At 57.6% G+C, this 14,286-nt stretch carries 10 protein-coding genes and 3 pseudogenes; 7 read left to right on the forward strand and 6 right to left on the reverse strand.

The window, feature by feature from the left end:
* Positions 1 to 345: 345 nt before the first annotated feature.
* Positions 346 to 669: an H-NS histone family protein gene (locus ACZ5MJ_RS32985; protein WP_464226997.1), complete on the reverse strand. Its 324-nt coding sequence runs from the start codon at positions 667 to 669 to the stop codon at positions 346 to 348.
* Between the two features lie 141 nt (positions 670 to 810).
* Here ACZ5MJ_RS32985 and ACZ5MJ_RS32990 point away from each other — a divergent pair.
* A pseudogene (locus ACZ5MJ_RS32990) lies at positions 811 to 1,119 on the forward strand (acylphosphatase).
* Between the two features lie 85 nt (positions 1,120 to 1,204).
* Positions 1,205 to 1,417, forward strand: a pseudogene (locus tag ACZ5MJ_RS32995) (pyridoxamine 5'-phosphate oxidase family protein); the annotation flags it as partial.
* 449 nt (positions 1,418 to 1,866) lie between these two features.
* Here ACZ5MJ_RS32995 and ACZ5MJ_RS33000 read toward each other — a convergent pair.
* The 5 genes from ACZ5MJ_RS33000 to ACZ5MJ_RS33020 form a co-directional block, all read right to left on the reverse strand.
* Positions 1,867 to 2,199, reverse strand: coding sequence for a hypothetical protein (locus ACZ5MJ_RS33000; RefSeq protein WP_464226998.1), 333 nt, complete (start codon positions 2,197 to 2,199; stop codon positions 1,867 to 1,869).
* A 1,291-nt stretch (positions 2,200 to 3,490) separates the two neighbouring features.
* Complete coding sequence (locus tag ACZ5MJ_RS33005) at positions 3,491 to 4,480, reverse strand: TniB family NTP-binding protein (RefSeq protein WP_464226999.1); 990 nt, start codon at positions 4,478 to 4,480, stop codon at positions 3,491 to 3,493.
* Positions 4,481 to 4,494: 14 nt separating this feature from the next.
* Positions 4,495 to 6,462 carry a transposase gene (locus ACZ5MJ_RS33010; protein WP_464227000.1) on the reverse strand — a complete coding sequence of 656 codons (1,968 nt, stop codon included), beginning with the start codon at positions 6,460 to 6,462 and terminating at the stop codon, positions 4,495 to 4,497.
* Positions 6,463 to 6,826: 364 nt separating this feature from the next.
* The gene (locus ACZ5MJ_RS33015) at positions 6,827 to 8,527 is read right to left on the reverse strand and encodes a phage integrase family protein (RefSeq protein ID WP_464227001.1); all 1,701 of its coding nucleotides are present in this window, start codon (positions 8,525 to 8,527) and stop codon (positions 6,827 to 6,829) included.
* A gap of 134 nt (positions 8,528 to 8,661) precedes the next feature.
* Positions 8,662 to 10,785, reverse strand: a complete 2,124-nt coding sequence (locus tag ACZ5MJ_RS33020; RefSeq protein ID WP_464227002.1) for a bifunctional DedA family/phosphatase PAP2 family protein — start codon at positions 10,783 to 10,785, stop codon at positions 8,662 to 8,664.
* A 198-nt stretch (positions 10,786 to 10,983) separates the two neighbouring features.
* Here ACZ5MJ_RS33020 and ACZ5MJ_RS33025 point away from each other — a divergent pair.
* The 5 genes and pseudogenes from ACZ5MJ_RS33025 to ACZ5MJ_RS33045 all read left to right on the forward strand — a co-directional run.
* Positions 10,984 to 11,385: pseudogene (locus tag ACZ5MJ_RS33025) on the forward strand (transposase); the annotation flags it as partial.
* A gap of 761 nt (positions 11,386 to 12,146) precedes the next feature.
* Positions 12,147 to 12,587, forward strand: a complete 441-nt coding sequence (locus tag ACZ5MJ_RS33030; RefSeq protein WP_224082962.1) for an Hsp20/alpha crystallin family protein — start codon at positions 12,147 to 12,149, stop codon at positions 12,585 to 12,587.
* 15 nt (positions 12,588 to 12,602) lie between these two features.
* The gene (locus ACZ5MJ_RS33035; RefSeq protein ID WP_022540321.1) at positions 12,603 to 13,010 is read left to right on the forward strand and encodes an Hsp20/alpha crystallin family protein; all 408 of its coding nucleotides are present in this window, start codon (positions 12,603 to 12,605) and stop codon (positions 13,008 to 13,010) included.
* Positions 13,011 to 13,098: 88 nt separating this feature from the next.
* Complete coding sequence (locus ACZ5MJ_RS33040) at positions 13,099 to 13,665, forward strand: Hsp20/alpha crystallin family protein (protein WP_464227004.1); 567 nt, start codon at positions 13,099 to 13,101, stop codon at positions 13,663 to 13,665.
* A gap of 238 nt (positions 13,666 to 13,903) precedes the next feature.
* Entirely contained in the window at positions 13,904 to 14,284 is a 381-nt protein-coding gene (locus ACZ5MJ_RS33045) for a hypothetical protein (RefSeq protein ID WP_116322964.1), read from the forward strand.
* The last annotated feature ends 2 nt before the right edge of the window (positions 14,285 to 14,286 follow it).

The following is a 14,286-nucleotide window of genomic DNA, read 5'->3' on the forward strand; positions in this document are numbered from 1 at the left end:
CCTGCACCCGTCTATGCTCCCTACTGGCGGGGACGCGATAATGACGATGACGACCAAGGCGAGCGGCACTGGCGCAGGCGTGACCATCGGGAGCACGGGGACCACGGGGACCATGGCCGGCATGGACACGAGGACTAAGTACTAAGCCGTCCGAAAGCTAGAAGAATTGCAGCATGACAACTGCAATGGACGCTCCGGCGTTTTGAGCACCGTCCCGGCCAAGCGCGTCGGGCGTCGGCGTCGACTCTATGCTGGCGCCTGCCGTTTTGCGACGGAAGACCACGAATCGCCCTCGGTTACTTTCGCACATCCGGGCACGACAGCAGCCAAGGGCTCTTTCCATCGCTATTCTATAATCAGAAACTTCTCGGGACGCTTACCGAGCCATGCCGGCTTGCGTCCGCGGCCGGACCAGGTCGCACCAGTCTTGGGGTCCATATATTTTGGCGGCAGCGCTGACTTTTCCTTGGCAGCGGGCTTGCCCACCTTGCCAGAAGCTGCCGGGCGGCCACGGCGACGCTTGGGCGCAATATCGTCGACGGTCAGCTCATACTCGGCCATCAGCGCGTGAATCTTCTCGATGACGCTCGCAATCTCGGTGGCGCGAACCTGGGCGAGTTGCGCTTCGAGTGCATCTTTTTCTGCCATCAATTGCTTGTACGTGGCCATGCTTCCTCCATTTTGGAATAACCATGGCATCGTACATGAACATTCCTAATATAAGTTGAATTGGGCCGCAGTCTCGTATTTGAAGTGCGTGGCAATTTGAGCAGTCAAGGGACGACTGAGCAGAATTGGATATGGGCGCGTATGCAATCTGACGGAAGCGATGGGACTCTTGAGACCCGATTGGCGCGAGTACGCGGTCGCGTGCGGGGCATCGGCTACCGGGAAGCCTGCGTGCGCCGCGCCCAGGAATCAGGCGCCACCGGCTAGGTGCGCAATCGCATGGATGATTCGGTAGAAGCGATGCTCCAAGGCTCGCCGGCGCAACTTGCCGAAATGTGTGTTTGGCTAAGCGACGGCATGCCGGCAGCCCTAGTGGAGCGAATTGAAATCACCGATGTACAACTATCGTTTGCACGCTTCCACAGCTTCGAGCGCTTGCCTACGTTGTGAGGGATGGCAGTTCGGTGCCGCCTGCGAAGCACGCAGGACACGAATGAGCTACGCTGGATTGGTTGACCAGCAAACCGAGTGAAGAATGTTTGTCGAGCACGCTATCAATCTCCTGCACGAAGCCGCTTACGGGACGCTTGCCACCCACTCAGCCATCCTGGCTGGTTACCCGTACGCGACTGTGGTGCCATATGCCCCAGACGAAGCCCATCGCCCGGTAGTCTGTATCAGCGCTTTGGCCGAGCACACTAAGAATTTGCTCGCAGATTCGAGGGTGAGCTTTTCCGTGCTGCAACCCTCGCTCTTGTGCATCAGACGAGACTCTGCGGACAATGTCTGCTACACGCGTGGCTTGCTCGCCAGAGACAAACGCCGCAATGACTTTTAGGTAGCGCAATGCTGCCGGCGCTGAAACACTGGGAGATGAGCGTTGACGACAATAGTCTGGAGAACCCGATCCGTCCATGGGCCTATTAAGGCGCGCTCCTGGTTGTTCGCAGGCCGCGAAGCTGGCCGGCCAGAGCGCCGCGGTCGTGATGCGCCTGGGGCAATCAGCCAAGCTCCACGAGCACGATCCGTGCGCCTACGCAGCTATCGAGGATTGCGGCTTGCTGACGGGCCGCTTGCACAAGTCAAGTAACTGATCGCGCACAAAGATGAGTGGACTTCGTACGTGGACAGTGGGGGCGGCAATCTATACGCCAACCCCTTTGATGGACTGCCGAATACATTGCTGGAACTTACACTTTACCGACGCTTCCCTGCCATCACGCTGAACGGCAATTCCGCATCCTGCTGCAAGGCCAGGCTAACGCGCCGGCGGGTAGCGTCTGTTCCCATGATCGGTTGAGCAAACTGCGCATCAACGCGGGCGCGAGCGGCGTTCAGTTCGGCCCTTACTTCGTCCACACGCATCGTGCGACGGCCGATGCGAACTGCCTCGAGATTGGTTGGTTCCTGAGAAAAGGCAATGTCCAACAGGAAGTTGGCCTGCGCGCAAGCTTCGGCAAATGGTGAGCGCTTCCCGGATGGGCGCCTTATATTCGATTGAGGCACGGTCTGCTTTCCCACGAAACTCATCAGTGCTCTCCATGCTACTTCATCCCCCTGAAATCTGCTGGCAGCCCGGGCTAGACATTCGTCGGACCGCGGACACTGGTCCTCAACTTCTTGCCGGACGACTACCTGTGCACGGCACTGCCCTTTCATTAGAAGAAGGAGACTGTCAGGGTAATATCAGATGGCTCGCCCTACCGCGAACTGGCGCTTGCCATCTCTAGTGGCATCAGCTCGCGCCTGCCATCTGGATGCTCACGTACCGCGCGGCCAGGCTATGGACCTATCCGGGTGCGTGGCGGTTGGTTCAGCATTGAACCCCTCCATGCGCCCTGTAGATCGTGCGAGTGTACCCGACGAGAGAGATGATTTTTCGACCCAACTGCATCTTGCAAAAGCTTTCTTTCAGCCCTCCGACTTTTCGATCGTACAACTTCCGCATCCAAGATGAGGAGATTTATTTGCCTGACCATTTCTGCTGTAACACCGTCTATCTCTAGTCGATCCCATCGGTGGCTTTCATTACCCACGCTCCGGCGCAATGCACTGGCCAACCCAAATATCTCCCACAACCAAAAATCTGACGCACACACCAAAAGATTATCACGGAAATTCTTTGGCCAATCCACAAGAGAATCCCTAGTGACATTGTCGATGCTCAAAATAGTCGGCCCCTCGAATAACCAGTGAAGCTCTATAAGCAATCTTGTGAACTCAGTAAGACCCAGTTTTCTCACCCACAATGGCAACAAAAGTCTATTTTCGTTGATACGGCCTTTCGCGAAAACACCACTCAGATATTCTCCGATCACCAACTCCCATGTCGCGAAATCAGCTCGAACTCCGATAACGGGTGTGCCCCTAATGTCAAATCCACAGCTACAACGATTAGCAAGGACGATACGTGGGCTGGCTAGCCTCCCACACCCGTGACAAGAATATAGCAATGGCTGCAAATGCACTGGGCAATATTGACAATCGTAGTAATCAGTGGTCCACAGCTGATATCCAAATTCCGCAGCGCAGCCACAGCAATATTTAACCCCCCTATTCTCGAGTCTACGCCCAGGCGCCTGCTTCATGCTGTCAGTCTGCGCGAACGGGATCTCATGAACGGCGGCCCCACACAACCGCCCCATGACCCGAAACCAGGGGCGGATACGATGGCGCTCCAGGAAAGGAATACCTACCCGATGCCCATTTTCCTCGTAAACCCGATGAATGTACATGCGAACGCTTTCGTCAGCCTTCGCCGTGGGTCGCAAAGGGAACTCTGCCAATTCGAACCTCGTTCTGGTTTTCAAAACACACCCCATTACAGGCCATCAGCAATCGCGAGCGATCTCGACTCTTTCTTTGGAAGATCCGCAATATAAAACGGTTCGCCGTATTCACTTAAGCAGCGACCGCAGAAATCTGCCGAGAATGGATTCAGTTCACCGACCCCTTGATACCAAATTTCGGCTGAAAACGCGCGCTCGAGTAAATTTTGATCAATGATCCACGTCCCGCTAGCATGAGCAATTAATAACGCTCGACTTAATAGACTGGAAAGATATCCGATCCGGCCGTCAGTAGCGAAGTAAAATTGCATCAAATCATCAACCGAAGAATCAGGCCGAAGTGAGCAACGCAACGGCATGCTTTCCAGAAAAGAGACGACGACACCAGCGAATTCGTTTACGCTATCTGAATCGTCCATATTGAATCGCTCAAGAAATATAGTCGCACTAAACCGTCGTCGCAGCTGCTCGTTCGCATCCAATAGATATTGCGTTCGTGGCAACCCAACTAGCGCAAGAGGACATCCAGCAGAGTTTGAAAATGCCTTTATCCAGTCTGCAGCCCTTGAAACCGTCAAGTCCTGCCCCCGATCGCGTACATGTTGCATTTCGTCCAAAATAGCAAAAAGAACGCCACAACCAACAATCAATCGGCACAACCTATCTGTCTTTTCGGAAATCGTGCCCGCCCCTGGCGCTGGATCGCCAATTTGTGAAAGCAGGCCCTCCACCAATGATTTGATCGTCGCCAGGGCAGGGATTTCTATGTAGAGAATGGGAACAACATTTCGTTCAGGTTCCTTCCGTTTTGGATACTCCGAGAGTAGTAGCTTGCACAAAGTGGATTTCCCACAACCAGACGACCCCAGGATCAGATGATTTACCGCAACCCCGGTCGCCCGATATAGCTCTATCGCCTGAATTAACTGCTCGAACGCATTGCGAAAGCGGGGAAACATGAACACATTTCGCTTCAAAGCAGCTATCGCCCTGAAGACATCTGACGGCATCTTTTGTGACATGATATGCACCCATACTACGGCAGCTTCCGGCTTGGAAAGGATTTAACCGAAGACAAGGCAAGTGAAGCGTTTAAAATCATCACTTGACGACGACTACTAGTCTTTGACCTGGTCGCTTTTTGGACGAGTTTTCTGGTAGGATTTTCACTTGTCGCCCCCTGGACCCGCGCTGCTTTTTTGCGGGTCTGTAGCTTCCTGCTGCGTAACAAATCTTGAATGCTATCGGCGAGGTCTGCTTTGGCGTACAAGAGCGAGGATTCGTCCTCTTTGTTCATCCCCCTTTTCTCGGTCAACGCTTGAATTAGTCGATGCTGCGCCAACGTCAGCCCGTTAGCGTACTCCGAAAGAACAGCTGGCACGACCAACGGACTATCGGCCTCTGGTGGCCAAACCAAGACTTTGCCTAGATCCTCGGGGTCGTACACCAGTCGAACGGAAATGCCTTCCCTATAGCGCCATATGAGCTGTCTCAGCGCTTCTGCGCTATACCGCAACCCGAACAACCCAATGGCGTCGTGCCGAATTCGGCGCGTGGTCGGGATGCCTAACGCCGGAACAAGATCAACAGCACGTTGCGGCAAGCGCGGCGGCACCAATGCCGCAGAAGCCTCCCAAACGTGGTACGGCGTGTCACTCAGACTTCTATGTGGTGTTTGCGAGTAGATGTCAAGTAGCCATTTCTCCAAAGCATGCTTGAGCTCACCTAGTGTCAGAATGGCATGCTTTATGGGATCGTAGTCGCCACGCTCAAATAAATTCGCGAGGCTGGTGCCAGGCAAGCAGTGAGCAAAGCCATAGTTCAATGTTTTCAGGAAGCGCTCAATAGTGCCTTTGAATCGTGGCTGATGAACAGGGCAGAATACCAATTGAATACCCAGATCAAAGCACCCTCGCTCTAGTGCCTCGCTATGAAACTCCTTTCCGTTGTCCATAACTAGTCGATCCATCACACCATAGCAATGCCAGCGATGTTCCACCTTTAGCCCAGGAATGACGCTCTCCGCTGGGCACTTCGGAAGAATTGCGTGACGTAATGCGCCTAGCACAGCAGCTATAGAAGGACCACCGAAGCGCAAGTGGTAGCCGATAGGCATGCGGCTATAGTGATCAATCACCATTGTCAGCAGCGGCCTACCCAGAGGCAGTAAGGACTTGTCATCGACAACGAAAACGTCCATCGGCGTATGGTCGATCTCGGCTCTCTGCAGTATTGCTTGGGTCCTCACTGTCTGGCTTGTAAGCTTGATCTTCTGATTTCCTCCTCCCCCACGCCCTAGCTCAATGCTTTCCAACCCATACTCTGCAAGACGGGGAACCAGCCGGTAAAGCGTCCTACGGGTTGGCACTTTGAGTTGCAATTTCTTTGGACGCGCAAAGTTCTCCTTATCCACCAGGACTCGCAGCGTCGACTCTACATCTACCATGGTCCAACGCTGCATCGTCTTTGCGATCTGCTTAATAGCCAGGACAAGCAAAGCAATAACTTCAGGATTCGTATTCGGCTTAGCCGGCCCCCGTCGGTGATACTGGGGAACTAGCGACCGCACGTCTTGGGTTAGCTGGAGTCGGCGATGCCAACGATACAGTGAGCTAACCGTTGGCGGCTTCTCATCGCCGAAGCTTGTAGCGGCCGCTTGAATGAAGCTTTCCATCTCAGCTTTCGTCCAAGGAACTCTTCCAGAGTCAGCCAAAAAATCCAAATAGCGCTTTCGTCTATACGCTTCTGACTTCACATGGTCAGGCAGCTCTTCCAGTGGACGACCAAATACTGAAAGGTTAGGCAACATGGCTGCAGATGATCTATATGCAGAGAGTGTTCCTACAAGGTATTCATCCAGCAGATCGTCTTTACGGCAGGTGGAAACATAGCCTGTCTGCAGATCCTCCAGAACAACGCTGCCATCATCGACGATTCGAAGAATCCTAACCTGAGCTTGGTTGCGCTCAAGCACCGCCCCCTTACGAAATGTAAAGCCGAGCATGATCTGCCTCCTTTGGTCGCTGAGCTCGAATGCTTCCGCACGACTCCTGGTATCAGGACGCTAGACCTTGGAGGCACGCGTGTCACCCGCCCGTGGAGAGCAAACTCAGACAGATTCGTAATACGCGGACGAGCTAGCCTCACTCCCACGTCATTTGGCTCACCACGAATGCGGACAGTTCGGTAGCGGATTATTTCGGTGGGCTCAAAAAAGACCTTTTGCGAGACTAGCCAAGGGACGCGAATGGTTCTCTGCGCAGTGCATGCAACGGGTTGCGGCTAGGAGATGTGACGGCGTCATCTCGCGAATGCACGGAACATCTCGCAGGGTGATGTCCCGACGTTTAGCTTAATCGCACCGAATTTCATCGGATTCCGAAGACCGCTCCAAGTTGTCGCGCGCGCTTGGAGTCATCTCCGTGAAGATAGCAGGACGTTGTCGAGATCGACGCATGTCGCATGTTGTCCCGGAGCGCAAGCAGTTCTACACCTCGCGCCAGTGCATGAGTGGCGTGAGTGTGCCGCATCCAGTGAGGACTGGCGCAACGTAGCTTCAAGGCCACCGCAGGATGATCTTTTTGTATCAGCTCGGCCGCCTTCGAAAAAAAGCGCTTTAGCATATGCCCCAAGCGAGTGCTTGTGATACCCGTATCTGCATGCCTGCCAAGCCCGGCAAGGATCGAAGTTCCCGCATGCCAGCGGCTCCGTGTTACTGGTAGGCCACGTTCAACCAAGTATCGATCCAATGCGCTCCGTGCCAGCGGTGGCATCGCTACTAGGCCGCTGCGACTACCTTTTCCCAACACCCTGAGCCAGTGATCGCCCTGACTGTCGGATTCGATGTCACCAAGGGTTGCACCGACCAGTTCGCTAGCCCGCAAGCCTGTTGCGTAGCCAAAGTCAAGTACAAAGCGTAAGCGTTGGGCCGCGGCGACATCCCAGCCATAAGACCATTCTAAGCCGTCGGCAATAGTCCGAACGAGCACCCATTCGCCTTCGGTGAACGCGCGCGAACTCTCCAGCGCAGTCGTCCGCCCACTTCCGCGCACCTTGATGCCGGCGAATGGATTGGCTAGCACATAGCGTTGCTGGACCAGCCAGCGGAACATCGCGCTGAGGATCGACATGGCATGCGCGACCGACCGCGCCGACAGGCCACCGCTGAACGGCCGCCAGTCCGGCGCGGCGCGCTGCCGCGGGGGTCCGACCCAGTGTTCGTGTGGCGTCGGGCGCCGCAAGAAACTGCGATAGGCCGTCGCATCCTCCGTGGTCAACGAGGACAGCGGTCGATCGCGCTCGACGATGGCCCACAGAATTAGGCGCTCCGCTTCCTTGCGGTACGTCCGCTGCGTGGCCGGTGCCTCATGCAGGGTCAGCCAAGCCTGGACGGCGGCATAGTCGTTGCTGGCGTTTAGCGTGCATGTCTCCGGCGGCGCACGGAACCGCCCTCGCGAGCCATCGACATGCTGCGGCAAGCGCAACTGCTCCCACGGCACGACCACGCTACGCGGTAACTGCGCAATTAAGGCGCGCGCCCGCTCGGTCAGTTCCGGATGCTTGGCAAAGAAGACTTCCACCTGGCGCGCGCCAGCGGCGCCCAGACCCCGGATGGCTTCCCACCAACGACGCCGACGTGGCACACGTACGGTGAGCGCCGCCAAGGTGTCGATGCCGTGCGCCCGGAGCGCGGCAACCGTCCGCGGCGCCAGCCACAGGCCGATGTCATCGCTGATGGCCGGTGCCGGCGGTGGCAATGCGCGTAACTGCTCGATTGCTCGGTCCGCTACGCGGCCTTTTTCGGCTCGTTCGGCTGCCGCAATCTCGAACAGCTGCGCCAGGTCTTCACGCTTGCGACTACGGGCATATGCTGCAAGCTTTCGGCGTATGCGGCTGAGCATGCTTCGCGACGACTGCCCTTCTGACTTCACGTCGATTAGATACCGTGCAATGGCTTCCCTGGTGCTAAGTCCTGCATGCCATGCCCTCAACGCTGCGAGCGATGTGGCATCTGGGAATCTTGGCTCGTCGGCAGATCGGACAGCTTGCGGCGTCAGGCGAGTTTTCATAGGGACCAGTTTAGCGTGACCATGGTGCTATTGCGATAAGAAGAGTTATCGTAATAGCGCACCTCCAAGACGCATCGTGAGGGTGAGCAGCATGGCCAACGGGCGACAGTCGCGACCACTCGCGTGCTAGCGACTCAAGGCACGGGAGTGGCAACATCCTGTCCCAGCAACACCTGCCCATCCCACTCACGTTGGGATTGCTCCTCGGGACGGGCCGCGAGACGACCGTTGACGAGTGCTGCCGCCAGCGCCTGTCGTGGCGCGTTCGCTTCGGGCTGGGTGGAACTCACAGTCAGCAGTGAAAGGGGCCGGTACAAATGCTCTTCGACGACAGAACCGACCCACAGCGAATCGGGCTCACGATCGCGCAGTTGAAACTCTGATGACCATAATCGAAGCACCAGCCGCGAATGAGGCCGCCCTCCATCCTGTAGTGGGTATATCAAGGTAAGACTTGGCGCACTGCCTCGCTCCAGGCGAAGGAAAACTGGCAGCCGTAGAGGATCAATATCTGCAGCGAACCACTCCAGTGTGCCGTGCCATGACCAGCGCTCTGCCATTTGCCAGCCCTGTGTAGCCAACTGCCGTTCAAGTCCCCACAGCCCTCCAGCCCACTGAAATGTCAGAGGCTCTTCGAACTCCCCGGTTAAATCGATACGTCGCGCAGGCAGCTGCTGCCAGTCCTTGTTCCACCATGCTTCGAACCCAATCGAAGATCGAGCTGGATGAACGGCGTAGCGCTGCATATCGGAAGCATGGTGACGGTAGATGTTAGTGCCACCCGCAATCGCCAAGGCCAGGCACGCTGTAACTCCCAAGACCCTCACGTTCAGTCGTGGTGCTTCCCGGCGGAAGTATGTGACCGCGGCGACGAGCAACCAGGCGGTGGCGAAGGCCATGCTGGCGGCGACATCAGAGAACCAATGGGCGCCAAGATACAACTTGGAGAAGGCGATGAGAGCTATCGCGGACACCCCTGCCGCGCACACTGGTACTCGCCACGCCTGAGGCAGTTGCCGCGCAACCAAGATCGAAAGGAAGCCATATAGGACGGCGTTCACAGTGACGTGGCCGCTGGGAAATGAGAACGCGCTCGAGCCAAGATAGAGCGCTTCCACTGGTCGAGATCGATGAAGGGCCAGCGTGATGCTGGTGTTGATGATCGATGCAAAGCCGATTGCGAGCGTCCAGTAGATAGCGGTGCGCCAATAGCGGCGCCATACCAGGTACACCATGACGGCAAGGCTTACAGGGATAACGACCTCAGTGTCACCAACCGCCGACACTGCAATCATTGCCGCGTCCCCCCCTGGCGTTCGTAAGGTCTGGAGGAAATGATAGATTGCGACGTCCGCACGCACCAAAGGATCGCCGCTAACAACATCCTCGAGGATGCCAAGAAACAGCCAAATGGCGGCGAGGCTAAGGCCGGCCCATACTGCCAGGCTGGTGTCTCGTCGGCTCAGCTCAAGTATCGAGACGGCCGTCTGAGCTAACCGTGACTCATGGCGGTTCGCCCATCGTTGCAATCGTCTGCGAATTGCGAGCAGCACCGGGCCGCCGCGCTGCAGCACAAGACGTACTAACCGCGTGAGGCCCCATAGCAGGACAACCAGGACCATGAGCAAAATCGCCAGCCGGCCCGCACCTGCCCCAGCGGATTTGACGGATGCGCCGAGCACGATGCCTGGCAAAATATGGACTGGAGCCCAAAGAAGAGCGGAACTGATATTAGCGACATAGAATCGCCATACTGGCATGCCCAGGATGCCCGCAAAAAGCGGAATGAAGGAGCGCACAGCCGGTGTAAAACGCCCGATGAAAACGCTCTTTCTGCCATGGTGATGAAGAAAGGCTTCGCTCTTGGCAATCAGGTCAGGATATCGATTGAGGGGCCGGCGGTTCAGGATGGCACGTTGATGGCGGTGACCGAGCCAATAGGAGAGGCCGTCTCCGATAATCGCGCCTACCACCGCTGCCACGAGAAGAGGCCACAAGCGAACGCCGCCCGAGGGCACCAAGGCGCTGATTCCGACAATGAGTGACGAGCCGGGAACGAGTGTGCCAATCACGGGGACGGCTTCTGACAGCGCCAACAGAAAAACGGTTACATAGGCCCAGTGCGGGTGCAAGAATACGAAATCAGAGATCGAGGCGGTCAAGGAGTCCTCCATCTTCATGGCATGACGGTTGCTACCAGCTGGGCTGATCGGCGGGTCGATCCGCTCCAAACTGTGCTGCTGGAAATTGCGCGGCACAAAGTCTCAAATTTTCTCACGGACTTAGCCATCAATCGGTTGCAAGACCGGTTGTCGCGCATGCTGATCAATTCCGCGCCGCGGGCGAGAGCATGTGGGCATGTGGATGCCGCATCTCTTCGACATGAATCGGGCCTTGCCTCGCGGTAGCCGGCATCTGCAGACAGATCAAAGGATGCCTTTTCACATCTACGGCCACTTACCTTGCGCCAGGCGTGGAATGACGCACGATCAAAGCCGCCGTTCGTTCAGGCCTGTGTCGAGGCCGGTGCGCAAGTGCGCACCGATGGCTCGGCCGCCTACCGCTTCAGCTATGACCATCAGCGCCATGTCATGCTCGGCTCCGAGGTGCCAGCACGCGTCTCGATGGCTGGCGTGCATCGCGTCGCCTCACTGCTCAAGCGCTGGATTCTGGGCACCCAACACGGTTCGGTTCAACCAGAGCACCTCGTGGACGAGTTCGCGTTCCGCTTCAATCGCCGCACCTCACGCTCGCGCGGCGTGCTCTTCTATCGCTTACTCCAGCAGGCCGTCGTGACCGACCCGTTGACATACGACAATGTAATACAGAAGTCACCGCCAGACGCGCAGACGCACTAAAAGGAGTACGAGCCAACAGCGGGCCCGCCCTTGCCATGCTGCCCGCGTCGAGTTGCAACCGGCGGGCGAAGGCAGGCCCGCCACTGCGTGTCGGGGTCGCTTCAGAAAACGGAAAATTTTGCACTCTAAGCGATCGCTAGCCCCCCGCCGGGCGCCAACTACCGGGCGACGAACCTGACCCATAGAATTTGGAGATAGTGTCCCGGCGGAGACCCCGGACGGTCCGCGGCCACATTCTACGACTCAGCCAATTCTGCTCAACGAGAGGCAAGCCGGCGCCGCCGTGTAGAGCATAAACTAAAAAGTGGCGCTAGGAGCACATTGCGCTGCCAGCTAGTTGATCTGTGTCCGCGGACCGCGACCTGCGTGAGACGTGCCGAGCCGGCCACTGTTATCCGGCGAGCCACGCCACAAGGCAGGGCCCCAGTCGAACTGTGCGTCTCTGCTGGGCAGGCGGCGACAAATACACTCCATGCGGCACATAGATGTGGCGCCGTGTAACGGAAGCAACCCCGGTGATGCAATGTAAGCGTATCTGCCCAACCGTGACCGGGGGCAGCACGAATCGGCCGATGTCCTTTCGCGGAACGGCGCAAGCTGGACCCCTTGAAATTTGGCTGCGCAATTACTATTTTATTTTCGCTCAGGCAGTCGCGACCATTGCGCGCTGTGTGTTTCTGTTTGTTTGCCAGCAGCTTGGCAGGTGGATGGGAGCGCGTATGCCCCTTCGCCTCCTTGCTGCATCGAAGGAGGATACGACCATGAGCGATCTTTTCTTTGGAACCGACCTCTTCAGCGAACTCGACCGCATGCATAGGCAGATGGCGAGTTTGTTCGGCGGCTTCCCATCCAGCCTCCGCTCCGGCCGCTTCGGGGCATTTCCCCCGGTCAATATCGGTGCCACGGACGATTCCATCGAGATTGTCGCGTTCGCCCCCGGGCTCAAGCCAGACCAGTTCGAGGTGTCGATCGACAAGGGCTTGCTGACCATCAGCGGCCAGCGCGAAGCGGCGCAAGCTGCGGAAGATCCCGAGGTCCGGTTGTATGCGCAAGAGCGATTCACCGGCACGTTCCGGCGTGTGGTCGAATTGCCGCAGAGCGCCGACCCCGACAAAGTCCAGGCGCGCTATGCCAACGGCTGCTTGTCTATCAGTGTTGGCAAGCGCGAAGCCTCAAAGCCCCGGGCGATCACGGTCCAGTAACGCCAGGAGAAAGCCATGAACGACACTACCCAAATGGTTGAGCGCAACCAGAACGCGGTGGCAAAGAGCCAGGAGGACAGGTCGTCGCCGACGATGACGCTGCTCCCCGCGGTTGACATTATGGAGGACGCCAATGGCGTCACCCTCTGGGCCGACCTTCCGGGCGTGACGAAGGACAAGCTCGAGGTGAATGTCCACGACGGCAACCTCCATATCGAGGCGGAAGCGGTCGTGCCAACCCCCTCCGGATTGCGGGTCCAGCACGCGGAGATTCGCCAGCCGCACTTCGCACGCGCTTTTTCACTGAGTGCCGACCTTGACGCGTCGAAGATCGAGGCGAACTTGCAGGACGGCGTGCTCAAACTGACAATCCCGCGTCGCGACGAAGCGCGTCCACGCCGCATTGCAGTCAACGTGGCGTGAGTTGCCGCCGCCGGGTACCGGTGGCGTCTGCAAGGGCGCCACCGCAGTACCCGCGGAAATGGGCTGGACATACGTCGGTGAGGACAAGATGAAAACAGACCTGGGCAAATGGAACCCATTCAAGTTCCTACGCAAATCGACAGAGGATAGGCAGCCGACGGGCGAGTCGCCGAATGTTCCCGCGCCAAGGCACTGGACACCGGACTGGCCCGACGTTTCACGGCTGTTTTCAAGCGATCCCCTGCGTGCGATGGGCGAGTTTCTGCATGAACCCTTCGCGGGCTTTGGCGGCTTGGATCGATGGTTCGGTGACTTCAGTTCGTCGCGCTTCCAACCTCGCATCGATGTAGTCGATGATGGCACGGCGCTGAGGATCACGGCGGAGCTGCCCGGCATGGATCGCGAGGACCTGCAGACTACCATCGAAGATGGCGCCCTGGTATTGCGAGGTGAGAAGAAGCAGGACATTCGGAGCGAGGAAAACGGCTGCTACCGCCTGGAGCGGGCATACGGCGCCTTCATGCGCAGTATCCCGCTGCCCGATGGCATCGACCTCGATCACATCGATGCGAAGTTCGACAGAGGCGTATTGACGCTGCGTCTACCCAAGACCGGCTCGTCGCAATCTGCGGTGAAGAAGATCGAGGTGAAGTGAGCGAAAGATGGCGAGCTGCGTCAAGGGAATACACTCGCGTGAGTCTGCTGCGCTCAGCTGGGAGATTCCAGCTGGCCGTGCAAGGTAGCGCCTCCGAGGCCCTTTCTGGCATCGGCGGCGCTCGGAACGCGCGGTGCTGGCTTGCAACTGCAGCGAATCCACGTGCCACGCTAAGGTCTTGAAATCGCCGGACTGGCCTCTATTTTCACGGCAAACACTTCCCGAGATGGAGACTTCGATGGAATTCGATTCTGAGTGGGTGACGCTAGGCAGGCATCGGGTGCGGCTCAAGTGCACGCGCGGCTTTCCTACCGAGCGGACGCGGCGCGTAGCGGAGTTGGTCACAGTCGCGATCGATAACAACCTCAGCGCGCGGGCCCGTTTGGTCGACGTCACAGCGCAAGGCGATGCTTACGTGATCAGCATCGGCACGACGTTCGACAAGGACAGAGTGGCGGCCCCCCACCTGGAGGTGGCGCTGGCCACGATGTTCGGCTTGTCGCCCGAGCAGGTCACGATTGACGTTGTCGTCGTCAGTCAGGCAGAGGTGGATGTGCATTTTGGCGTATATGAGCGGATGCTGGCAGAGAAGCTCGGCACCGTGCCGGCCATTCAGTGAAG

Source organism: Cupriavidus sp. LA-1, from assembly GCF_055385985.1.

Coding starts and splice junctions, on each gene's coding strand:
- ACZ5MJ_RS32985 (WP_464226997.1), bottom strand. CDS start 669: ATGGCCACGTACAAGCAATTGATGGCAGAAAAAGATGCACTCGAAGCG.
- ACZ5MJ_RS33015 (WP_464227001.1), bottom strand. CDS start 8,527: ATGAAAACTCGCCTGACGCCGCAAGCTGTCCGATCTGCCGACGAGCCA.
- ACZ5MJ_RS33040 (WP_464227004.1), top strand. CDS start 13,099: ATGAAAACAGACCTGGGCAAATGGAACCCATTCAAGTTCCTACGCAAA.
- ACZ5MJ_RS33000 (WP_464226998.1), bottom strand. CDS start 2,199: ATGAGTTTCGTGGGAAAGCAGACCGTGCCTCAATCGAATATAAGGCGC.
- ACZ5MJ_RS33030 (WP_224082962.1), top strand. CDS start 12,147: ATGAGCGATCTTTTCTTTGGAACCGACCTCTTCAGCGAACTCGACCGC.
- ACZ5MJ_RS33035 (WP_022540321.1), top strand. CDS start 12,603: ATGAACGACACTACCCAAATGGTTGAGCGCAACCAGAACGCGGTGGCA.
- ACZ5MJ_RS33005 (WP_464226999.1), bottom strand. CDS start 4,480: ATGTCACAAAAGATGCCGTCAGATGTCTTCAGGGCGATAGCTGCTTTG.
- ACZ5MJ_RS33010 (WP_464227000.1), bottom strand. CDS start 6,462: ATGCTCGGCTTTACATTTCGTAAGGGGGCGGTGCTTGAGCGCAACCAA.
- ACZ5MJ_RS33045 (WP_116322964.1), top strand. CDS start 13,904: ATGGAATTCGATTCTGAGTGGGTGACGCTAGGCAGGCATCGGGTGCGG.